At 42.2% G+C, this 23415-nt stretch carries 15 protein-coding genes and 1 pseudogene; 7 read left to right on the top strand and 9 right to left on the bottom strand.

Going from position 1 to position 23415, the window contains the following annotated elements; translation table 11 throughout:
• Window positions 1-277: 277 nt before the first annotated feature.
• From panP to FKQ60_RS01960, 3 genes are all read right to left on the bottom strand, one after another.
• Entirely contained in the window at window positions 278-1930 is a 1653-nt protein-coding gene (panP, locus tag FKQ60_RS01970; protein WP_170905914.1) for a pyridoxal-dependent aspartate 1-decarboxylase PanP, read from the bottom strand.
• 203 nt (window positions 1931-2133) lie between these two features.
• Window positions 2134-3039, bottom strand: a complete 906-nt coding sequence (locus tag FKQ60_RS01965; RefSeq protein WP_158138578.1) for a lysine exporter LysO family protein — start codon at window positions 3037-3039, stop codon at window positions 2134-2136.
• 53 nt (window positions 3040-3092) lie between these two features.
• The gene (locus FKQ60_RS01960; RefSeq protein ID WP_154167864.1) at window positions 3093-4013 is read right to left on the bottom strand and encodes an HDOD domain-containing protein; all 921 of its coding nucleotides are present in this window, start codon (window positions 4011-4013) and stop codon (window positions 3093-3095) included.
• 352 nt (window positions 4014-4365) lie between these two features.
• Here FKQ60_RS01960 and FKQ60_RS01955 point away from each other — a divergent pair, with 352 nt between their 5' ends.
• A complete protein-coding gene (locus FKQ60_RS01955; protein ID WP_154167867.1) occupies window positions 4366-4953 on the top strand; it encodes a TfoX/Sxy family DNA transformation protein in 588 nt (195 codons plus the stop codon).
• 137 nt (window positions 4954-5090) lie between these two features.
• Here FKQ60_RS01955 and FKQ60_RS01950 read toward each other — a convergent pair whose 3' ends face one another.
• The 3 genes from FKQ60_RS01950 to FKQ60_RS01940 form a co-directional block, all read right to left on the bottom strand.
• Complete coding sequence (locus FKQ60_RS01950; RefSeq protein WP_158138576.1) at window positions 5091-5639, bottom strand: hypothetical protein; 549 nt, start codon at window positions 5637-5639, stop codon at window positions 5091-5093.
• A gap of 312 nt (window positions 5640-5951) precedes the next feature.
• Complete coding sequence (locus FKQ60_RS01945; RefSeq protein ID WP_154167871.1) at window positions 5952-6449, bottom strand: response regulator; 498 nt, start codon at window positions 6447-6449, stop codon at window positions 5952-5954.
• Window positions 6450-6459: 10 nt separating this feature from the next.
• A complete protein-coding gene (locus FKQ60_RS01940) occupies window positions 6460-8394 on the bottom strand; it encodes an ATP-binding protein (RefSeq protein ID WP_154167873.1) in 1935 nt (644 codons plus the stop codon).
• Window positions 8395-8579: 185 nt separating this feature from the next.
• Here FKQ60_RS01940 and FKQ60_RS01935 point away from each other — a divergent pair, with 185 nt between their 5' ends.
• From FKQ60_RS01935 to FKQ60_RS01925, 3 genes are all read left to right on the top strand, one after another.
• Window positions 8580-9842: a DUF945 family protein gene (locus tag FKQ60_RS01935; protein WP_154167875.1), complete on the top strand. Its 1263-nt coding sequence runs from the start codon at window positions 8580-8582 to the stop codon at window positions 9840-9842.
• Between the two features lie 238 nt (window positions 9843-10080).
• A complete protein-coding gene (serC, locus tag FKQ60_RS01930; protein ID WP_154167877.1) occupies window positions 10081-11175 on the top strand; it encodes a 3-phosphoserine/phosphohydroxythreonine transaminase in 1095 nt (364 codons plus the stop codon).
• Window positions 11176-11477: 302 nt separating this feature from the next.
• The gene (locus FKQ60_RS01925; RefSeq protein ID WP_170905913.1) at window positions 11478-13346 is read left to right on the top strand and encodes a methyl-accepting chemotaxis protein; all 1869 of its coding nucleotides are present in this window, start codon (window positions 11478-11480) and stop codon (window positions 13344-13346) included.
• Between the two features lie 118 nt (window positions 13347-13464).
• On the opposite strand, the pseudogene FKQ60_RS01920 reads toward FKQ60_RS01925, so the two are convergent.
• A pseudogene (locus tag FKQ60_RS01920) lies at window positions 13465-15630 on the bottom strand (YgiQ family radical SAM protein); the annotation flags it as partial.
• A 285-nt stretch (window positions 15631-15915) separates the two neighbouring features.
• Here FKQ60_RS01920 and FKQ60_RS01915 point away from each other — a divergent pair.
• Window positions 15916-18396 (top strand): EAL domain-containing protein, encoded by a 2481-nt coding sequence (locus tag FKQ60_RS01915; protein ID WP_170905912.1) that lies wholly within the window; start codon window positions 15916-15918, stop codon window positions 18394-18396.
• Between the two features lie 115 nt (window positions 18397-18511).
• Here the strand turns inward: FKQ60_RS01915 and FKQ60_RS01910 are convergent, their stop codons facing one another.
• Entirely contained in the window at window positions 18512-21274 is a 2763-nt protein-coding gene (locus FKQ60_RS01910; RefSeq protein ID WP_170905911.1) for an insulinase family protein, read from the bottom strand.
• Window positions 21275-21469: 195 nt separating this feature from the next.
• Here FKQ60_RS01910 and FKQ60_RS01905 point away from each other — a divergent pair, with 195 nt between their 5' ends.
• Entirely contained in the window at window positions 21470-22147 is a 678-nt protein-coding gene (locus FKQ60_RS01905; RefSeq protein WP_161426537.1) for a hypothetical protein, read from the top strand.
• A gap of 91 nt (window positions 22148-22238) precedes the next feature.
• Window positions 22239-22433, top strand: a complete 195-nt coding sequence (locus FKQ60_RS01900) for a DUF4250 domain-containing protein (RefSeq protein WP_040904231.1) — start codon at window positions 22239-22241, stop codon at window positions 22431-22433.
• Window positions 22434-22454: 21 nt separating this feature from the next.
• Here the strand turns inward: FKQ60_RS01900 and metR are convergent, their stop codons facing one another.
• Window positions 22455-23366: an HTH-type transcriptional regulator MetR gene (gene metR / locus FKQ60_RS01895; RefSeq protein ID WP_154167889.1), complete on the bottom strand. Its 912-nt coding sequence runs from the start codon at window positions 23364-23366 to the stop codon at window positions 22455-22457.
• Window positions 23367-23415 lie beyond the last annotated feature (49 nt).

The raw sequence follows: 23415 nt of genomic DNA, 5'->3' as shown, positions 1-23415 counted from the left end.
AATGAATTATTTCGACAAGGGACACATTTACCAACGCCATGACGCGAGTATAAACCCAAGCGGTCATAAATCATAAAGTAAACACACTATCAAATAGTGAGAATATGACAAGCCTCAAACTAAATTTCATGAAAACTACACTTTTAATTGGCGAAAAGAGCTAAAAGCGTCGTTTATCGATGGATTATGATGGGCGAGTTACAATAAAAAGAAAGAAATTTTCATTTATTTCTTTCTTTTTATTCGTCGTTATTGTTTTGCAAATTTGCCCGAGTTTTTAAGCCTGTGAGCTAATAATGCTTTGACTCGACTGATTTATCTGGGCAAGTAATTGAGTGGCTGTTTGGGCTATGTCCCTTTGCTCTTGCAAGACCGAGTGTAAAATTGACCTAGTCGTGAGCGGGTTCGCCAATACGACACGAAAGACTAAGGTATCTAAACCTTGCCAACGTGCCGGATTGAGTTGTGTGCGAGAAACAAACGATTTACCTGTTTCACGCTGTTTCTTCTGAATGTATTTAGTTAATTCATTCAGCAAATGATTCAGTGCGATTCTCTCTTTTTCATCAGCGATTGTCAGTGCTTTTATAGCGTTATCAGGAGCATAACGATAAGTGAGCAGGCAAAGCTCAGGTTCTGAAACGAGTTCAAAATCTGTTTGTGATTGAATCAGATCAGCAAAATAACGCGCTTTCTCAATACTTTGATCAATTAATAGTTGATAACCTGCACGACTAATAATATGCATGCTCGCATAGACAAGCATCGCCATCCCAGAACGAGATCCTTCTAAGGTATGACTGCCTAAATCTTTAGAACCTTTGCGTAAAATATATTGCGCATGATGTTCTATCGCATTCATTGCATGAGGGTCTTTAAATAACACCATTCCGGCACCCATTGGGATATACATTTGCTTATGGGCATCAATGGTTACAGAATCGGCCAGTTCAATACCATCCAACAAGTGGCGATAGGTACTCGACATTAAGGTGGCACCACCCCAAGCGGCATCGACATGAAAATGACATTGCTCTTTTTGGCAAATTTCACCGATGGCTCTTAGTGGGTCGACATTTCCCGTTTCAGTTGTACCTGCAACACCGACAACGGCAAAGGGATGAATATTTTGTGATTTGAGTTGGTTAATCTTCAACTGCAGATCATCGGGACAAAGACGATTATTATTATCAGTACGAACAGTGACTAAGCCTTGTTGGCCAATGCCCAAAATATCAGCAGCTTTTTTTAGTGAATAGTGGCCGCGCTCAGAGACTAAAATCGCTAATCCTTGATAACCATAGTGGAGCATGGCTTTGAATAAGCCTTCTTTTTCTACGCCACCAAAACCCTCTCTCGCTTGCAGTGCATTATTACGTGCGACCCAGAGCGCGGTAATGTTAGCAATGGTGCCCCCTGAACAAAATGCGCCAAGAGAATGGGCGGCACTGTGCATCCATTGTTGGTAAAACTCGTCTTGTTGAGCATAGATAAGACGGTGCAACATGCCTAATACTTGACGTTCAAGTGGCGTAAACGCTTTCGAGGTTTCAATTTTTACTAAGTTTTGATTCAAAGCAATCATGATTTTTGACAGCGGCATTAAAAAATAAGGCAATGCTGAAGTCATATGGCCAATGAAACTGGGCGATGCCGTATGCACCGATTGAGCCACTAACGTATCCATTAAATGTTGAGTATGCTCTGAGACAAACTCTGGCGCTTCAGGAATGTGCGGATTGGAAAAGTCTTTTTCTATCTCTTTAAGCGGCTTTTCTTCTGCCACAATATGCTCACGTAAGAATTGGTTTAAATTACGTGACAATTTTTCTTCAATACGAGTTAGGGTTGAATCTGGTCCTTCTGGTACGGTGAATATACGTAAAAGGCTCTCAAAGCTTGCATCCGCTATTTTATGTTCTGATACCATAGTTATATCGTTATTGTTGAGACTGGTTAATGTCAGCTAGGCAATCTAAACCAAAACAAAAAACTTGTCCTGCAGTAATTTATATAGCCTTGGCGGTTCGTTCTTTGTTCGATTGGCGTGCTTTACTCAGTCACTTAATTGGGTTACGCATATTGATGAAATGTTGATGCATTGTAAAGTGCGCTATAACGGTTTCTTGAGCGTTAACCTGCAAGAGAGACAAATAACAACATTAAAAACGGCACTAACAGACTCAAGATAAAGCCACTGACAATCGCAATGGGAACACAGCGTACTCCCCCTGTCGTCTGGATCACTGGCAGGGTGAAATCCATGGCGGTTGCTCCGGCGTAGCCAATAGAAGTGCAGGGCTTACGACCAATAAACATCGGTATTAAGGCCAGTGCCACTAACTCACGCATCAGCTCAATCAAAAAAGAAGCGCCACCATAGACTGGGCCAAAAGCATCGCCCATCAGAATTCCAGACAATGAGTACCAGCCAAACCCAGAGGCCATGGCTAATGCTCGATAGATTGGGATATCGAGAATGAAGGCCGCTAGGATCCCACCTATCCAGCAGGTAATAATGACGACTGAGGCGATGATCATGCCATGCTTATTCAATAAGATCTGTTTCAATGTTAAGCCACTGTTTCTTAATTGAACGCCAATAAAAAACAGTAAAATAAATAAAATCCATTCACTGGCACTTTCTACCCAAGATAAATCAAAACCAAGAACCAAGCCAAGCAGCAGACCTGCGCCCACGACAAAAATCAGCTTAATTGATTCTAACGCCATGCTTGATAAGGGTAATTTGGTTTGTGTCGCTTGGCTATCAATGGGAAACCATTTATCAATCAAGGGAAGAGCTAACAAGTTACAGCACCCCATCGCAAGAAAAAACACGCCTGCAATACGCAAAATTGCTTGTAGATTAGCGCTTAAATTATCTAATGCAGCGAGGCTAAGCCCCATCAGGAAAAGGACGACATAAACCAGAGAAACCGTTGCTTTGTTGAGTAAGGTTAATTTTGCTGGCTGAGAAATAGAAAAAAGATACCCGATAACGAGTGGGGCAAAAATAAATAGCATCCCTAAAAACATAGATTCCTCAATAGGTAACCCCAGCTCGTATTGACGATGACTGGGGAAGGGGGTCAAAAACCACTGGCGTTAATCACGCCATGTAACTGAGAACGAAATTCAACGTCCGTCATGTTACTTAAATGGTAAAGCACTTCCGCGCCCGTGGTGTTAATTTCCACTTCATGCTCGTCTAAAGCGTCATCTTGTTTACGAAATAATAACAGATGATTTGCGATGCGAGCGATATCAAGATAACTGACTTCTTGGCGATGCTCAATGAATGGTTGGTTACTCGCCACTTCGAGAAAATCGTTATCAAATCCCCAATGTTTTAAAACTAGCTGACTGGTTGCCGAACAGTTCGATTGGAAAATCTGCAGTGCAATGTCTTGATCAAGGTAGTGTCCATTTTCCAAGTAAAGATGGTACTCATTCACTAAGCAAAACAGACCGATATCGGCCAATAGACCAACCAACAAAGCTTTCTCTTGTTCTAAATGTTGATAGTGCTGCGGTTCTAAACGCTTAAACCATTGAGTAACTAGAACCATACTGGCACCAAATTCACGTGATATGGCCGCACTATTGGTCAGGACTTTATTGCACGCGGTACTTAGATTAATCGAATGCTTGAGTTGCTCAATAGCTTGAGCGGTGACAATATCACGTACGCGTATAATACCTAAGCGGGAAACCGCAGTGCTTAAGTCCAGACAGGTAATATTTCGGCGATTAAAAACCACCGAGTTTGCGACTCGAATAACTACTGCTGCGAGGCTTGGATCGTCGGTTAGACAGGCGGCCACATCAGCGATCGTGGTGGATTCGATACTGCATAATTGTTGAATTTTCAACACCACATCCGGGATAGGGGGAAGCGCAATCTTGCCTGTACTGATTGAAAATTTAACCAGTTGAGCAAACTCACTTTCCAATCCTTGGATAAGGAGGTGTTTATTTTCGGGAAGCCAGTAAAAAGATAAATGGTTCATCGCATCCGGTCAAAAGCGGGAAGACGCCCCATTTTACCGATTGCTAATAAAGAGATGCAACCATTAAACAGGTCTTAATGGTTTTATCGTCTAATATAAAGCACTAAATGAATAACGACTGATATGCAACATTAAGTTTTTGTGAAGTCAGTGGCTTTTTAACACGCTTTTCAAGTGATGGATGTGAGTTAAGTCCAGACTTATTTTATGGAATTAACTATCATGTACATAAATCAATACGCAGGCACGTAGTCAAAATAAGCTTGCGATGTATACCTAATTTATTCGCTATAACTTGCTGCTATCTGGTGATCTTTGTGACTCGGGGACGACGATTAAAGGATCTATCAAGATGAGTGAGACAACATTTTTTGATTATGTAATTAAGTTTGGGGACTACCAAAAACGCTCAATGTTCGGTGGTATTGGCTTATTTCAACAAGAAGCCATGTACGCATTGTTAACTGAGGGGGCGATTTTCCTTCGTGGTAGTGAAGAACTCGATGAATTATTAATCCAGTTAGGCTGTGAAAAATTCCGTCATGTGAAAAAGCAGACCACAGCAACGGTTAATTACTATGATATTACGCAACTTTTCGAGCAAGGTTATCCACAATTAGACGATATTATTCAACGTTCTATCTTTTATTCTATTTCGCAACGTAGTTTTCAAAAATCGCAGGCGAGCCGTCGGTTAAGAGACTTGCCTAATATGCAATTGACTCTTGAGCGAATGGTAAAAAAAGCCGGCGTCAGCGATGTGGAAACTTTTGTAAAACTTGGCGCTCCTGCTGTATTTAGTAAGGTTCGCAAAATTTATGGCAGTGATGTTGATGTTAAGCTGCTGTGGAAGTTTGCTGGAGCGATTGAAGGTGTGCATTGGAAGCTACTCCAAGAGCCACAAAAACGTCAGTTATTAGAATATTGCCAAGCTCGTTGAGCAATAATAAACAAGCCGAGGTCAGAGACGTCGGCTTGTTTTATGAAACGCACAGAGTACTTAAACTGAGTGGTATATCCAAACTACTTGAAGTTGCAGCCAACACCGCTGCTTCTTCAAGTAAGAAGGGTATAAAATTAGTATTTAAATCGAGCCGTAAGCATCAGTTGGTCACCATACGCATCATTGAAACGGGCTTCTGCGCCGAGTGAGAATAATTCCGTTGAGTGGAAACGAGCGTAAACAGAACCTATCCAATCGTCGCGATCATCAATAGAGACATAACCTGCTTTTCCACCGACTTCAAGTTGTGGCCCTAACCACTGACGAACACCTAAATTCAGTTCCATTCCCGAATCTGCACTGCCGTAGCTTTTCTTATCTTGTAAACGGAATAACATTTCTCCCGTTAAATCTGCCCAATTATTAATCGGTGCGTGAAAGCCAAAACCTGCGGCGAGATCGTAATCACTTTCAAACTCAGAATCGATACGGGCAATCATATGAGCATTAGGATGAATCGATTTACTGATTGCTGCACCGAAGGTAGCAGGGCTAGCGCCGAAACGAGCTTCGATATATTCGTAGTTAAAATTACTCATCACAGTTGGACTGTTTGGATCCGTTTGAGCCAAAGCGTGTGCCGACGTTAGAAGTAAAGCGGTTGCCATGATTGTTTTGCGCATAGTCACAATAAACCTATCTGTTTATGATTAATTCCATAGTATACCCAAGCGACATTAAGATGCAGTATTGAAAACGTTGCAACTGATTTCAAATCCAATGCATACGGCTTATAGAACGGGCGGCTTGGGTACACACTAAATCAATTACTATTTCGAGTGTGATAACATCATAATTGATTGATAGAGACGAACTCTACCAAAAAATGTCAAGATTGGGTTACCTTGATAAAAAAATAGCTAAATCAATATGATATTGTTTAGAATGCGACCATCTTTTTATCTGTTAAGCTCGATATTGTTCACGTTTAAAGATCATTCACCATAACTGGAGCGGTTTGCAGCCAGTGCGTTTAGAATTAACTCAGTATCAAGAATTGGCATCCAAGCCATTAAATCGGGCTCGTTTTCGATCACGTAATGAGTTAACTGCTCTTTCACGGTATGACGTAATTGCTCGGCTTGCCAAGGTTTCGTGATAAAGAAATGCAAGCTCGAGTGATTAATTGCTTCGACGGTATCGTCTAATCCAGCTTGCCCGGTTAACAATACCTTACGTGTTGGCTGAGTCGCTTCAGATTGGTTAAGTTCGATAAGAAAATGAATGCCGGTTTCTTGAGGCATAATGTGGTCACACAAAATAAGTGCCAGCGGGATTGCTTGCTGCTGGTAATCGGTAATGACTTCTTTGGCTTCTGCGACAGACTCCGCGGCTTCAAGAATAAAATGTTCTTCGAAGACGCTCAGATCTTGCATAACGCTATTCAGTACTTCACGTTCATCATCGACACATAAAATCATCAGTTTTTGCATTTATTTCTCCCTAAATAGGTTCTCGGTTGACGGGTAACCAAACCTGCATCGTAGTGTATTGACCAACTTCACTGTCTACGTTGATCCATCCTTGGTGTTGACGAACAATTTGTTGGCAAACAGATAAACCAATCCCTAACCCAAAATCGCCTTCTCGTTTGGTGGTATAATTAAGCGTAAAAATCTCGTCTTGTCGCTCTTTAGGAATGCCACAACCATTATCGGTAAAACTGATCACCGCATAGGCGTGATTACCTTGTTGGCGTAGCTCACTGGTAATGATTAATACGCCATGCTCTGGAAACGCTTCAACCGCATTAGAGATAAGGTTAGTCCAAACTTGTTGCAGGGCAATAGGGAGACAAGAGATAGCGGGGAGTTTGGCATAATGCTTTTCAACCTGATGTCTTTTGAGGCGATTTTCGAAAATAACTAAAGTGTCCTCTAGTCCTTCATGGATATCGACAGTATGAAACGTTTCGTCATCTGCGCGCGCATACCCTTTGAGACTTTTGACCATATCGGCAATTCGCTGCGCACAAACCTGAATCGAACGAAGATTACTCCCTGCTAAGAAATACACTTCTAATTGTTCAATGTCGAGCAATGCTTGTTGTGGTTGAGACTGAGCTAAATTGAGTAGATGTTGGTCGTGCTCTAGGCCGAGTTTGACGATTTTTTTTGCTAATAGCGGATGATGAATTTGTTCTGCGATTTGCTTGGCTTTTGCCCGCTCTTCAGCCGTGGACATAGGTTTAGATTGTAAGGCTTGGGCCAGTAGTTGTGCGCCAGTATGTTCCAAAGAGTGGGGTGGAGCATGACCGACGAGGTGAGCAATATGAGTTCGTAGAGTATCACTTCCACGTAGAATCGCCGCAACAGGATTGTTTAATTCATGAGCGACGCCGGCAACCAACTGACCCAGCATGGCCATTTTTTCACTTTCCATCAGTTGCTTATGCGCTGACTCAAGCGAGTCGAGCGTTTTTTGTAATTGTAATTTGGTATTAATGCTGCGCTGTAGCCGTCGATTAAAATGACGCAGTAATAAGTTAGTAAATAGGGGCAGTAAACTGGTATCGCTATGCATCACTTTAGCAAAGATATCGCGATCTAATTTAATGACATCAGTACGAGTTAACGTTAACGCGGTCGAGAAAGAGGGCTCTCCGGTTACAAAAGACATCCCTCCGACGATATTGCCCTTATTGTGGCGCACGACTTCTCTTTGTTGGCCGAGCTCATCTCGTTTATACAGCGCCACTTCACCGGAGGTAATAAACCATAAGAAATGATTGTCTTCACCTTCAACGGTGAGTAAGTGCTCCGCAGAGTAAGTTCGACAGGCTCGCGTTTCATCATTACCGTCAAAAAACTCATACAAGGCACCAATGACTTGCTCGGCGAGTTGTTGATCGGACATGCGGTGATAATCGCTGATAAAACCTTCACGATAGATACGCATTTTCTGATCAATATGCGCGCGTAAAATTCGGGTTTGATCTAATAAGGTGCTGTAAGTAAGAATATTGTCTTTATCATTATCAAGAACATACGTGGTTAACTCTTGGAGAACCGTCTTACATAACACGTTATCTTGTAACGGTTTGGTTAAACAATAATCTAAACGTCCTTCATTGACCGCGTTTAAAATGGCTTGAATATCTTGACCGCTGCTGATCAATATTTTGCGAGCGTGTTTCGTCTCAGGGCTTTTATCTAATTGAACTAAAAATTCGGCGCCATTAAAGCCTTCATGATGACAGGCAATCACTAACGCGGCGGTTTGTTGGTTTTCTTGGATGAACTCGAGTGCCTGCTGAGCTTCTAGCATAGAATCAGCGGTATAGAGATCAAACTTGGCGGAAAAAATACTTAATTCATGACGCCATTGTTCAATACTAATGGGATTATTATCTAAGCACAGCAGAGCATATCGGTTCACAGCGGTCCCTATCATTACTTTTTAGCTAGGCTACTGTAACAAGCTTTGCGAAAAAGATTTGAGAGCTGAGTTTAAGAATCTTAACCTCGTCAGTATTTGAGTTCGCTGATGGTAATGAGGCACCACTTGAGCTCGATCAATCATCTGCGTTACACTGCTTGAAATAATAAGCAATCGAGTCATTTATGCAAAATATCAAACGAATAGGGGCTATCGGTGGTGCGGTAGTTTTAGTCTTGTGTTGGCCTTTAGCGGTTGGGCAAATAGGTCAGAAAGCGATTACTCACGGTTTAGAAAATTTAACGAATGAACAAATAAGCGCAGAGCTAATTCATTATGACCGTGGCTATCTTTCTTCTCACGTATCAGCTCGATTTACGGTGCTCGATGAGCGAGTTCGGCAACAGTTGATCAGCGAAGGTTTACCAACACAGTGGATAGTGGACAGCGATATTCAACATCAATTATTCAGCCTGTCGGCGCAATCAAGGCTGCCAGAATACCCCGAATTACCATTAACCATGACGACCGTTACCCAATTAAATGGCAATACGGATTATCATATTCAGCTAGATAGCTGGCATTACCAACCGTTGGACAATGAAGCCTTAGGGATATCGTTAACGCCGGCTCAGCTTACTGGCACAGTCACTACCTTAGGGGAAGTGACTTATGATCTAACTTTGCCTTCGGTAATGGTTGATTTTATCGATGGTCAAAAAATGCAATTGTCTAAACTTGAAGCCAAAGGTCATGGCAAACAAGAAAATGGCTTTTGGCTGGGTAAGCAAGCGTTGTCGATTGGTGAACTTGAGATTAACGACAGTGACCATCAATCCCTTTTGCTTGTTCGTCAGGGCAGTTATGAATTCACTTCATCGATGGATGCCCATAAAAAACGTTTTACTAGCCAACATAAATTGACGGTTGATCAAGTGGTTAGCGATGAAGGTGAAGTGCATGATGCTACATTTGACTTCACGTTAGCGGATGTTGATAGCCAAGCTTTTGAGCAATTATCCGCGTTATATCAAACCTACTCAACCATGCCTGCACAGGCTTTAAATCAAGCACTACCATTGATCGAAACACTATTTTCTCAAGGTTTTAGTCTGAGTCTAAATCAACTCGCTGTTAAAGTGGGTGACGGTGATTTTTCGGCCAATTGGATGCTGACGATTCCTGAAGGTACAAATGATATTTTGCAAGACCCCAGCGTGATTTTACCAGCTTTAACCGGTCATCTTGATAATTTTGTCTCTCAACAATTTGCCCAAGATTATCCTTTTATTCAGCAAGGAATGGATGAACTGGTGATGATGGAGATGGCTACACAAGATGAACAAGGGTATCGAATTCATGCGCAAATCAATCAAGGCAATGTCTCATTTGATAATGGTAAACAAGTACCTTTGATCAGTTTGATCATGCCCTTATTGATGCGTTAATAAAGAGGGTCTCGATTTTTAATTAAGCCGCCTCTTTAGGGGGCGGTTCTGAAAGTAATGCGGATAAGTTGATGGAAAAATAATTAACCGCTGATCTTCAGTCAGTTCAAGCTGTTTCTTCTTATAAAAAAGTGGTATACCGAAAACACTCAGCATGGACTCTTTCAGAGAGAGATGGTGAGTACAGTTACATTTTTGACATCATTTCCCCATTTTCGATAGCAGGAGCAAGCAATACATGGAGCCGAATACGGACACTATTTATAATTTTAGTGCGGGTCCCGCCGCCTTACCTAAAGCCGTCATGGATAAAGCGCAAGCTGAGTTAGTGAACTGGAATGGTCTTGGCGTCTCGGTGATGGAAATTAGCCACCGTAGTAAGCCCTTTATTCAAGTGGCGCAGCAGGCTGAACAAGATTTACGTGATTTGCTCAACGTTCCTGATAATTACAAGGTGCTTTTCTGTCATGGCGGTGCTCGGGCTCAATTCGCGGCGGTCCCTCTAAACTTATTGGGTAAGGCGAATACCGCTACCTATATTGACGCCGGATACTGGGCAGCGAGTGCGGTCAAAGAAGCCCAAAAATATTGTCGTGTCGATGTCTTTGACGCCAAAATCAATAAGCAAGGCAAAACGGCGGTACGGCCAGCCAGTGAATGGGCGATTGATCCAGACTCGGCTTACGTGCATTTCTGTCCTAATGAAACGATTGATGGCATTGAAATTAATGATTTACCGATCACCGATAAACCGATTGTGGCCGATATGTCCTCGACGATTTTATCACGTGAGATCGATGTCTCTCGTTATGGGGTGATTTATGCTGGCGCGCAGAAAAATATCGGGCCTGCTGGGATCTGTATTGTGATTGTACGTGACGATTTACTCGGTTTAGCGAATGAGGTTTTACCGAGTATTCTTAACTATCAATTGTTAGCCGAACAAGAATCGATGTTTAATACACCGCCGACTTTTGCATGGTATCTGTCAGGGTTAGTATTTCAATGGCTCAAACAGCAAGGTGGTGTTCAAGCGATAGAGAAGATTAACCGAGCGAAGGGAGCCTTGCTGTACGACTACATTGACTCGTCAGATTTTTATCGTAACACCATTCATCCAGATAATCGTTCATTAATGAATGTGCCTTTCCAATTAGCCAAACCTGAGTTAGATGAGACCTTTTTATCGTTGGCCGAAACTCGAGGCTTAGTTTCGCTAAAAGGCCATCGAGTATCTGGTGGAATGCGCGCATCGATTTACAACGCAATGCCGTTAGAGGGGGTGCAAGCTCTGGTCGATTTTATGCAAGAATTTGCTGAGCAATACGCTTAACTCGCTTTATTTCTCTCGATCAAACCGCAGTCAGGAGTGTCGTATCCTGACTGCGGTTTTTTATTCTTGATAAATTTGATAATAATCGATGTTTTGTTCAGCACAATGACAGATCTTGGTTCATACTTAGTGCATAAAAAATGGAGTTGGTTTGGTGTAAATGGCTTAGCAAACCTTAGTGAGTTGGAGTAAATCGATCCTAGTAACGTTATGTTGCTGTCATCCCTTTGTCTGACCCTAACAATTAAGGAAGTGAGCATGCACAACCATGCATGAAGATAGTTTGCTTTGAGGGATAAACCATGAAATTCAGTCATAAAGTAGTCGCAGCGTCATCCGTGATGCTACTTTTGACGCTGACACTTTTGTCGACGCAACAGTATTTTACTATGCGCTCTGAGATTGAAACTCAAGTGAATAGCAGCGTCGATGAAATTGTTAGTGGGGTACGCAATACGGTGAGTAAAGATCTCAGTGGTAGTAAAGCGTTAGCACAGTATGTTACAGAGCTGGTTCAGGTTGATATTGATCCTCGAAGTGTCGCCGATGTGCTTCGCCAGAGGGCTTTAGCGAAAAGCTTTATTTTGGTCGGGTTTGGCTATGATAAAGATGGCTCTTATGTCGGTAGTGACCCAAGTTGGAACCCGGGAGCAACTTGGGATCCAAGAGTTCGACCTTGGTATCGTGATGCCAAAAATGCGGGGCAATTAACCATTACCGCGCCCTATGCAGATTCAGCTACGGGAGAAATATTGATCTCGATTGCCACACCAGTTAATTACCGTGGGCAATTTTCAGGGGCAATATTTTTTGATGTTAGTCTTGTGTCTCTTGCCGAACTGGTTAACCAAGTTTCTCTATTTGATGCGGGTTATCTATTTATCGTTTCTGATGATGGTACTACCGTTGCTCACCCTGAAGCGCGTTTTAATGGTGAACCGATGTCGGCTTTCTTACCGAATGTACGTATCAGTCGTGATGTACAAGAAGTGAGGATTAATAATCAAGATTATCAATTACGTTTTGTACCAATCCCCGGTGAAACTTGGTCAGTTGGGGTGTTACTGGATGAGAGTATTGCCTTTGCTGCGGTTGATGATTTACGGCGTAGTGCGTTAATTTACTCGTTACTCGCTTTAGTGGTCAGCACCTTAATTCTTTCTTTCGTGATCCGTATTTTAATGCGCCCATTAGATACTCTCAATGATGCGATTCAAGATGTTGCTTCTGGACAGGGAGACTTGACTAAGCGACTTGATACCAATACCGATTATGAGTTTGCTCGATTAGCCAGCGGCTTTAACCGTTTTACTGAAACTTTACAGCAGTTGATTAAAGAGTCGAAGCAGATTGGTCAACAGATCATGCACAGTACTGAATCTACCGCTCACGGTTTACAAGCGTCGACCGAAGCAATGCAAAGTCAAATGCATGAGGTGGAGCAGTTGGCAACGGCAATGAATGAAATGGCCGCGACAGCAATGAATGTGGCGGGTAATGCGCAAGGTGCAGCTTCAGCTGCGCAAGACGCAGATAACGCCACGGAGCAAGGCTCTGAAGTGGTATCACACACTACAGAAGCGATTAATTCCCTAGCGTTACGTATCGATCAAGCAGTAGAAGAGGTCAAGCAATTAGAAAGTGCGACCTCAAACATCGAGACTATTTTAAAAGTCATTAATGATATTGCTGATCAAACTAACCTATTGGCCTTGAATGCCGCGATTGAAGCAGCGCGAGCCGGAGAATCAGGTCGTGGTTTTGCGGTTGTGGCCGATGAAGTGCGTACACTTGCCCAACGAACGCAACAATCGACCACTGAGATTCGCAGTATGATCGAACAACTGCAAGTGGGATCAAGCTCAGTCGCTGGAGCGATGAGACAAAGTAAAGACACGGCAACAGAAACTGTCGCCAAGGCGAGCGAAGCCAATGATGCTTTATTGCGTATCCGTCAAGCGATTCAGCAAATTAGTGATATGAATATGCAAATCGCGTCGGCGGCTGAAGAGCAAAGTTTGGTGGCTGAAGAAATTAATACGAATACGGTGAAAATTAAAGACTTATCGGTACAAGTATCGGATACCGCGAGCCAATCAAACCAACAGATGCAAGAGCAGCTTGAAGATGTTCGTCGTCAAGAGGCAGTGATGAACAAGTTTATTGTTTAATTCTCTCTCCTTTAATAAAAAAACTCAGGCGGTTTGCCTGAGTTTTTTATATCCAATATAAGCTAAGCGATTAAGGGCGAGCGGATTTAGCGGTTGGTTTGGTGGTGTGGCTTTTCCCTTTAGGCGATGATGTTTTTTTAGCCGCATGAGGTTTGGTATTGCTGCGCAGTGCATCAAATCCAGGTTGGGTATTGGTATGCTTGGTAGCAAAGCGATTGGCACCGTGGCGTCCCGACTTACGTCGTTGCGCAGGAGTGCGAGCGTCAACATCATCAGCGGGTACTAAACAGGTTGCTTTGTCTCCGATTAAATGTTTCTTGCCCATGTTAATCAGAGCTTCACGGATCAAAGGCCAGTTAAGCGGATCATGGTAACGTAGTAATGCTTTATGCAATCGACGTTGGCGCTCACCTTTAGCGACAGTAACCTCTTCCCGTTTTTTGTATTTGACTCGTTTTAATGGGTTGGTTTCTGAGTAATACATTGCTGTCGCGTTACACATCGGTGATGGGTAGAAGTTTTGTACCTGATCACATTGATAGTTATTAGACTTTAACCACAACGCAAGGTTGAGCATGTCCTCATCCTCGGTACCTGGATGAGCAGAAATAAAGTAAGGGATTAAATACTGTTTTTTACCCGCTTCCGCACTGTATTTCTCAAACATCTCTTTAAAACGGTTATAGGTGCCCATACCCGGTTTCATCATCAGATCGAGCGGGTTCTTTTCGGTATGTTCAGGAGCAATTTTTAGATAACCGCCAACGTGGTGAGTGACCAGTTCACGGACATACTCTGGAGATTCAATCGCTAAATCATAGCGTACACCAGAAGCAATCATCACTTTTTTGATGCCCTTTACCTTGCGCGCTTCACGATAAAGATCAATGGTATGTTTATGATCAGTATTGAGTTTATGGCAAATACCCGGAAAAACACACGATGGACGACGACAGTTCATTTCTGCTTTAGGATCGCTACAACCCAAACGGTACATATTGGCGGTTGGACCTCCTAAATCGGAGATCGTCCCAGTAAATCCTGGCACTTTATCGCGAATTTCTTCCATCTCATTGAGGATTGACTCTTTTGAGCGGTTTTGAATAATTCGTCCTTCATGCTCAGTAATTGAGCAAAATGAACACCCCCCAAAGCAGCCACGCATGATATTTACTGAGGTCTTGATCATGTCGTAAGCGGGGATTTTTGCTTGGCCGTATTGAGGATGAGGCACTCGGGCGTAATTTAATCCAAATACGTAATCCATCTCTTCAGTGGTGAGTGGGATTGGGGCTTGGTTGACCCACAATTCACGATCACCATGACGCTGAATTAATGCACGTCCCGAATAGGGATTGGTTTCTAAATGCAATACGCGGCTCGCATGGGCGTATAATATCCGGTCATTATTCAGTTTTTCAAAGGCTGGTAAACGTACGGCTGTCGTCGCTGCATCGTGACGAGAAGGGCGAATGGTGATTGGCTTGGCTTCGGCTTCTTTTTCCTGATTAGTCTCACACTGGGTTTCTACTGCATAAGGGTTTATCGGTACAAACGCTTTACCCGGTTTTTCAATCCGTGAAGAGTCAATAATCGTGTAATGTTCGGGTGCTGCAGGAAGGATAACCGCCGTGCCGCGGATATTGGTCATCTCAGTGATAGCGTCGCCATTAGCCAAACGATGAGCGACTTCGACTAAAGCACGCTCGGCGTTACCAAACAACAAAATATCTGCTTTGGAATCGAACAGCACCGAGCGACGAACTTTATCAGACCAATAATCATAATGAGCAACGCGGCGTAAGCTCGCTTCAATACCACCTAAGACTAATGGGACATCTTTATAAGCTTCTCGGCAGCGTTGAGAATAGACTAACGTGGCGCGATCAGGACGCTTACCACCTTCATTATTTGGCGTATAGGCATCATCATGGCGCAGCTTTTTATCAGAGGTGTAGCGGTTAATCATCGAGTCCATATTGCCTGCGGTGATGCCAAAAAAGAGATTTGGCTTACCGAGGGCCATAAAAGCCTCTTTATTATGCCATTCAGGCTGTGCAATGATACCGACCCGAAAACCTTGCGCTTCTAGTAAGCGGCCAATGATCGCCATCCCAAAACTGGGATGATCAACATACGCATCGCCAGTGACAATAATAATATCGCAGCTATCCCATCCTAGCGCATCCATCTCTTGCTTACTGGTAGGAAGAAAGGGTGCCGTTCCAAAACATTCAGCCCAGTATTTTTTGTAGTGATGGATAGGAGTGATCTTGCTGTGCATATTCTAACCTCTAATAGATAAGCCGCGCATTATAACGACTTGTATCAGTAGTATCTAGGGGAACCTGTTAAGTCATGTCGGGCTTCTTGTGGCGATAAATAATGACGATTAATTTTTGGTGATGAATTTAAATGGGTTACTGAAGATCCGAAAATCACCGTCACTTTCTGTGATATAGGCTACAATATTTAATAAGCAAATGGTTTTTATTTATGTAAGTTCATTGCTTCATGGTGAGTATGGCTTGCTAATAAGTATCGGTCACGTTGAAGAGCTGGGATAATTATGGCACAAGCAGATTCTCAAGAATGTTTGCAGAAGAAGGCATTAAAAAATCCTACCAGTGTAGGATACCGTTCGATTGCATGGTCACTGAATATTGAGACTCATGAGTTCATTTGTGACCAAGCCGTACTCAATAGCCTACTTTCTTCGAAGCACTCTTTTACTAATATCAAAGATTTTTTACGTTATATGACGCCGAGTAAGGCCGCTGAGATGAAGCGTTGTTTCAAATATGTGATTGAAACAGGCGAGAGTCATCATTTTAACTGCAGCTTGGTTATTGCTGAACAAACGTTGATTTATGTGGAGTTTTTGATTGAGCGGGTTTCAACCGTTTTACTTAAAGGTACTGTACAGCCATTAATGATTTTAGGCTCGATTAGAGAGTTAGCTAAACTTTTTGAAGATCTTTTTGATAATACGCACCATGGATTTATGTTGACTGATCAAGAGACACGGATTTTGGCATGTAACCGTTATTTTGAGCAATATTCGGGCTTTAAACAAAGTGAATTACTCGGTTTAAAGGCGAGTATTTTTAATAGTCAGAAGCACTCAGCCAATTTTTATCAATCTATGTGGCATGACATTAATCATTATGGTAGTTGGAGCGGAGTGATTTTAAATCGATTAGCATCAGGAAAAATCTCGCCACAAGAGTTGACCATTCAGAAAATTACTTTACAGGATGGTCGGGTCTTTTTTTTAGGGATGACTTTGGATTTGTCAGAAAACCTTTATCGGGTAGCCGATACCCCATTAGGTGAAATTGATCTGCTCACCCAATTGCCAACAGAAGATAAATTTAAAGATTTACTAGGTGTTTACCAGAGAGAAAATCAAGAAGATACCACATTAATCGTGCTTGTTTTTCAACCTAAATTTTCGACAGATCATCATCATGCTGAGATGGTCATGTTATCTAATTTCTTGGTTAATAGTGAAGAAGTAAAATTGGCAGGTTACGTTGGTAAAGATATTTATGCTGTGTGCTTAGTGTGTACTAAGTGTCAAAAAACGACGGACTTTCGACAAATTCAGCATGCTATTCGACGTTTTATGCAAGATTTGAAAAAAGAATCTGAAATATACGCGACGGTGATCGGTGGTCGTATTGGTGTTTCGGTTTTAGAGTTAGACGCTAAAACTCCTGCTAGAATGGTCACTCATGCCATGCAGGCGATGCTTGAGCAACATGCTGGTGAATCGAAAACGATTAGTTTCTATCACAGTGAGATACATCAACAAGTTAAGCGTCGCAAATCCTTAGAGGACTTAGTGAGCAAAGCGATTTCTGAAAGAGATCTCGAGGTACATTATCAGCCGATTGTCGATACCAAAACTTGGGAAATAGCGAAGTTTGAAGCGTTATGCCGTTTTAAACCGACTAAGGATAATGCATTTACGACTCAAGAAATGATCAGTATTGCTGAGGATCTTAACTTGATCAGCGAGTTAGATAGAACGGTCGGTATTCTCTCTTTACAAGCTTTACCTAAGATTAAGATGTTATTTGGGCAACATATCGGATTAACCATTAATCGCTCTTTTAATAGCAAAATGGATGCGGTGCAAATATTAACCAATACCTTAGAAATGATAGAAAATTACACCGATAGCCCACAATCAATTACGATAGAATTAACAGAAAGTGCTTATTTTGATAGCCAGTCAAAGCAAGCTAACGCATTAAAATCACTACGTGAACAAGGTGTGACCGTTGCGATTGATGATTTTGGTACTGGATATTCTTCGTTTACTTATTTAAGTGATTGTCATTTTGATTATTTAAAAATCGATCGTGAGTTTGTTACTGATATTCAGCTTGGTAGTAATAAATGCAAAATAGTAAATATGATCATTGGATTATGTCATAGTCTAGGGATTAAGGTTGTTGCAGAAGGGGTCGAAACTGAACAAGAAGTGATGGTATTAAAGTCATTGGGCGTCGATTATATGCAAGGCTATTTCTTTTCTAAACCATTGCCTTTTACATCATTACATCAAGCGAAAAATTATCGTCGAAATTTAGTTACAATCGATACTGAACCTGATCAACAACAAAAGAAAACCAGCTTAATCCATTTATTTAAAGGTAAACCGCATCTTGATCCGAGTGAGCCCCTCTCTTTAGTCGACAAGTATTTTAAAGTGACACAAACTGACGCACTACCGGTTATCAATAAAGGGGTTTGTGTTGGAATTGTGCTAAGAGAGACGTTAAATTTGCACTTAACCCCAACGATGGGGACTGAGCTGGAAACGATGCGTGAAGCCGCGATTTGGCGACGACCTGTTAATCAGTTAATGCAAATCCATTTTACCCAACTCAAGGCGGATACCAAACAAGATAAAATCTCGGAATTAATCAGTAATGAAACCCCTTTTCCTTGGGTTTTGGTGGATGGTAAGAAGTATAAAGGTTTACTAACACAAGCGGATGTCTTGCTGCATTTAGCAGAAAGACAACCGTGTTTGTGATTAGTTATGGCGTTATGGCCCATTTTTTCCCCTAAAATACCCATAATCGACTTGAGTGCTTTAGTACGTCGTTTGGGTATCTCGGTTTAGAGCAGCTTTTCCTTAGAGCAATAGATTAACCGCTCTGTTTAGGTGTCATTATGCTGATTTGCTTGATACTTGTATCACCAAACATTTGCTTTGCTCGATGCTGCATCTCTTCAGCACGAATGCTATTCGCCGTATCTTCGATATTCATTAGAGCTTCAATACCATAACCATGAATAAGGTAACGGCTAAGCATTGATGCCATTTGTTCTGGTTTATCTTGTAATGGTTTTAAATCTACGATGAGTTGTTTCGCGACAGTTTGTACTTCTTCTTGGCTGATATGCTGCGTTAAACTCTCGATAACTTCCTGAACAGCTTGTTGTGTTTGCTCAACATAAGCGGAATCAATGGTGGTAATAAATGACCAATCAGAACTCGGTTCACTATCCTTATTGAGTGGGATAACCTCAGGGGTATAATCCAACCCTTTATTTTCTCTAATGTTGGCTAATAATCTTTGTGTCGCTAAGCGATAGAGCATGTCTTCTAGGAACACGGTTTTTGCGCTTTTGACTGAGGAATCAGCAGCAATATAACGATGAACAATCAGAGTGTGGTTGTCTGTATTTATCGGTAATTCTAATTGTGAACTGATGGAGGTTGAATAGTCCGCAGTAAGTCTAAGTGGTTGCGATGGCGCTAGTGGAATATTAGCAATATATTGACGTAATAAGGGAGTGATGGTCGAGGGTGTCACATCGCCAACGATAACCAAAGTAAAGTTACCTTGCTGAAAGAGTTGTTGATGCACTTGCATGACTTGATCTGCCGTCGGAATCGGTTGATCTTGAGTATCCCTAAACCAATGGGCACTGCTCGGATTATAAGAATCATGGCTAACGGTTTTAATGAGTTGGCCAAGGGGCGTCGCCACAAATTGACTTAAGTTAGCTCTGTGTTGCTGATTGGTCGTATCCAGTTTTATGAGATCAAGATTTGGCCGTGTAGAGAACTGGTGAATCATCGCGAACCCTTCATCTAAATCCTTTTGATTCATTTCCAATCTTAACCAGTGTGAGGTGGTATCAATAAAGGTCGCCATCGACATGTTTTTGCGTTTCAAGTAGCTGTCCGTTTGTGCTCCATTCATGTCACCCAAACCCGATTGCATCAGAACGGTCGGTGAAATATCGGTTGCATAAAATAGGTCATTGGGTAAAGCAGCGTAGCCACCTAAGCTAGAGTAAAAAAGTTGCAGCTTTTTTTTCCCACTATATGTTCTTAATAAATAAGCATCCACACCATTTTCTAATTGCCAATGAACAATATCAGGGTCGGTGTGGATAGACTGTGAGCTAATAATCTCTCCTTGTTGTATCGGTTGATACAATGCAGGATTAATGTCGGCTATTTCAGTTTTTATCCCACGGCGTTGCTTGGTTTTTTGTATATGATCTCGTTGATTGGTGAGTTTGGATAAAGTTTCTTGTCGATCAGCACCAATAATGATGGTGGCATCACTACGCAGTAACTGTTTTAAGTGACGATTGACCTCTTCAACAGAAGCTTTGCTGAGTAACTGTTTTAGACCATACTGAAAATCGAGGTCACTTTGTAGTACCTCTTGGTTAGAGATAGCCCAAACTCGATCATTCGCATGTTCAGGGGGTAACCGATTATGCTTGTTTTGAGTCGCATACAGGAGGTCATCTTGGTACGAATGAAGTACCGCCTGTAGCTCTTGCTCGCTGACGCCAAAATCACGGAGTGACGACAATGTCGATAAGGTAAGGTCGGTGACCATGCCTCTTTGTTGGTAAGGAAAAGCCACACTGATCAGAGAATAGCGTTGATCAAGTATACGATAACTGATCGTATGTAATTGAGTATGAACTTGTGCGGCTTGATTAAACTCGGCAGCAAGTCGATAAGAGATGAGTTGTTCAGCAATATTATCTAGACGATGATTAATTAACTGTTCGTGATTGGTAATACGATGTTCTCCACGATCGATTAACAGAGAAAAACTTGGGTGTTCACCAGTCGCGACGTAATCAATAAAATCTTGTGTATCCAATTTTGTTTGACTTGGAAGAACTGGGCGAAGTGTTTCACCAGCCTGCCAGTCAGCAAAGTACTCTTGAATCCATTTTTCACCTTGCTCAAGAGTGACATTACCCGTAATGACAATTTCTGTTAATTGAGGTTGATACCACGTTTGATAAAAGGTTTTTAGGCGTTCAGGAGTCGCTTGTTGAACACTATCTCGCGTTCCTAATACGTCATGTTGAGCATAAATCGTTTTTGCGATTAATTGCTCATAAAATTTTTGTTCAAATGGTTTATCGTCACTTATTCGATAACGAAATTCACCCATGATCACGCCTTTTTCTTTTTCAACTTCTTGCGGCGTAAAATGTAGACCGTCGGCAATATCTCTAAACCAGAGTAATGCTTTGTCTATCGCTAGGTTATCCGGCAAATCGAGGCTATAGACGGTTTCTTTGTAGCTAGTAAATGCATTCAGGTCGGCCCCAAAACTGGCTCCGGTCTGCTGCACCATCTTAATCACATCATTATGTTGGTAATGGATACTGCCATTAAAAGCCATATGTTCGACGAAATGCGCGTAGCCGGATTGTTCAGGACTTTCTTGTAGCGACCCTGCATGGACATAAAAACGAATGGAAACGGGTTGATGATGATCAGGGTACAGATGATAGGTTAAGCCATTATCTAATTGACCCGTTACCCATCGCTGATCGGCTTGTAAAGGTGTAGTAGGGTGGTGAGAGACACAACCCAGTAAAGAAAGGGAAACTAACCCAGCCATTATTCGTGTGTTCATAGTGACCTCTTGATTTTTTCCGTACTATAAACAAGAAGTCGTTCATGATGGTGCTAGATATTTATGATCCTCGATGAGAATAACGAATCGAATCAATAAGAATGATATGACTGTCAATATTAAAATCGAGGTAGGCAGAGGTGTGACGCTTTTGTTATCATCCCCATCCGTTTTTCATTATGTAACGAAGAATTTATGCTTTATTCCCTATTGAGTGTGATGGCTCCTATGTTATTGGGCGCACAAGTGTTGTTGACCCTCGTGTTGGTCAAAGGCGATATTTGTCCTGGGCAACGGGGGCGAATACATAAAGTGCTGCCTGTGCTGGCTATTTTATGGGTTGCGGTTGCGTCATTAAAAGTTGAGGCATTTTTAGTCGTATTTGCTTTGCTTTATTTTTACTCGCAAGTGCAAACTAAAAAAACACGTCAAGAAGGGCCCTTATGGGTGATGTATCTGGCTGATGGTTTAGCATTAGCCTTCGTCGCTATTTTGATCACTGAAACGGTTAATTGGTCTGCAAGCTTATCTCTGCTCAGCCTGATATTTTTATTAGGCGCGTTATTAGGGCACCTGTTATTAACTATTGCTCGTACGCGTTTACAAGCTTTTCATCGTCTATTGCCAGTGATGGGAATTTTGTCGGCGATGATCGCCACACTCTGTATTGTTCCTTATTCCTATCAACTTGATACGCAATCTCTCTCCGCATTGACTCAACCTTTATTGATAAGTTTTTCATTACTAGTGATAGGTATTGTGGTTTGGTGTTGGCATTTATTATTGGTTAAGCCTGTGAGCAAAGGACAATTGATCCTTGCCCAAACGTTGATTTTGGCTGCGGCTACGGGTTTTCATCATCTTTACCTGTGATTGACTGTGTTTCGAGAGACGGCTCACTTTCCATTCGACTAATTACGACTAAGCTTATTAATAGGGCGTATGGCGATAGAGGAGCATGATGATGGATTTAAGCAATGTGAGCCGTCTTGATGATGCCATTTTACTCGGTATTGTAAATGAGAAGCTGCGGCTTGAATGTGATAGCTTGGGTGAATTGGTCTCAATGTATGAGATGAATGAAGAACATGTGGTTGGTAAGCTGCAAAACTTAGGTTTTAGGTACGACCCTCTCACCAACCAGTTTAAAGCGGTCTAACTTTACGAGGCCTATTGATTTTTAAGCCATCTTGATCCCCTCAAGGTGGCTTTTGCATTGTTGGCGAGCAATAGCGAAGAAGGCTTGTAAGTAATGTTTGTTTTTTTCACTATTACGAGTTGCCGCAAATAGCCTGCGCCACAAGCCATCGCCTAGCGGCTTACTGGTGATCAACCCTTGACGTGAAAACTCACTGATCGCCCAATTTGGCAATGTTGCTACTCCTAATCCTGCAGAGACCATCTGCACCAACATCAGAGTGTTATCGGCTTGTTTCCATTTTGCGGGTTCAATACCTGCCGGTTGTAAAAAGTGCTTTACGACATCCAAGCGCTGTTTTTGTACCGGATAGCTCAGCATGGTTTGGTCGGCTAAATCGTGCGCACTAATCGAGGTTTTCTCTGCTAATGGATGAGTGGTTGCTGTGATCAAGCGCATTTCAAAATCAAACAGCGGCTCATAATGCACTTCAGAGCGAGGCAGAATATCTGATGTGATCACTAAATCAAGCTCTCCAGCCAGCAATGCAGGGAGGGGCTCAAAGCCAAAACCAGAAGAAAAATCGAGAGTAACGCTCGGCCAAGCAACTTGGTATTCACGTAACGCAGGCATCAACCATTGAAAGCATGAATGACACTCAATCGCCATGTGTAATCGGCCATTAACGTCTTCTTTTAGACTAGCCAGTTCATTTTCGGCTTTCGCCAGTCTCGGCAGTATTTCATCGGCGACTTTCAATAAAATATCTCCTTCAGAGGTAAAGCGCACAGGACGCGTTTTACGCAAAAAAAGTTGCCCACCAATTCGCGCTTCGAGATCTTTAATTTGATGCGATAGAGCCGATTGCGTTAAGTGGAGACTCGTCGCTGTTGCGGTTAGCGATCCTGTCTCACGTAACGACACTAAGGTTTTTAAATGTTTAAGTTCTATCATGCGTCACCGTCATCGTTTTATCTTTATTCTGGTCTATTGCTATTTAACT

This window comes from Vibrio sp. A11 (assembly GCF_013048705.1).
Lineage (GTDB): Bacteria > Pseudomonadota > Gammaproteobacteria > Enterobacterales > Vibrionaceae > Vibrio > Vibrio metschnikovii.
The sequence above is the reverse complement of the archived record's forward strand: the minus strand, read 5'-3'. Positions and strand labels throughout refer to the sequence as shown.

Bases quoted from the DNA above. Each gene is read 5' to 3' on its own strand.
- FKQ60_RS01935 (WP_154167875.1), top strand. From the start codon at position 8,580: ATGCAAAATATCAAACGAATAGGGGCTATCGGTGGTGCGGTAGTTTTA.
- metR (WP_154167889.1), bottom strand. From the start codon at position 23,366: ATGATAGAACTTAAACATTTAAAAACCTTAGTGTCGTTACGTGAGACA.
- serC (WP_154167877.1), top strand. From the start codon at position 10,081: ATGGAGCCGAATACGGACACTATTTATAATTTTAGTGCGGGTCCCGCC.
- FKQ60_RS01955 (WP_154167867.1), top strand. From the start codon at position 4,366: ATGAGTGAGACAACATTTTTTGATTATGTAATTAAGTTTGGGGACTAC.
- FKQ60_RS01915 (WP_170905912.1), top strand. From the start codon at position 15,916: ATGGCACAAGCAGATTCTCAAGAATGTTTGCAGAAGAAGGCATTAAAA.
- FKQ60_RS01910 (WP_170905911.1), bottom strand. From the start codon at position 21,274: ATGAACACACGAATAATGGCTGGGTTAGTTTCCCTTTCTTTACTGGGT.
- FKQ60_RS01965 (WP_158138578.1), bottom strand. From the start codon at position 3,039: ATGTTTTTAGGGATGCTATTTATTTTTGCCCCACTCGTTATCGGGTAT.
- FKQ60_RS01900 (WP_040904231.1), top strand. From the start codon at position 22,239: ATGGATTTAAGCAATGTGAGCCGTCTTGATGATGCCATTTTACTCGGT.
- FKQ60_RS01945 (WP_154167871.1), bottom strand. From the start codon at position 6,449: ATGCAAAAACTGATGATTTTATGTGTCGATGATGAACGTGAAGTACTG.
- FKQ60_RS01925 (WP_170905913.1), top strand. From the start codon at position 11,478: ATGAAATTCAGTCATAAAGTAGTCGCAGCGTCATCCGTGATGCTACTT.
- FKQ60_RS01950 (WP_158138576.1), bottom strand. From the start codon at position 5,639: ATGCGCAAAACAATCATGGCAACCGCTTTACTTCTAACGTCGGCACAC.
- panP (WP_170905914.1), bottom strand. From the start codon at position 1,930: ATGGTATCAGAACATAAAATAGCGGATGCAAGCTTTGAGAGCCTTTTA.
- FKQ60_RS01905 (WP_161426537.1), top strand. From the start codon at position 21,470: ATGCTTTATTCCCTATTGAGTGTGATGGCTCCTATGTTATTGGGCGCA.
- FKQ60_RS01960 (WP_154167864.1), bottom strand. From the start codon at position 4,013: ATGAACCATTTATCTTTTTACTGGCTTCCCGAAAATAAACACCTCCTT.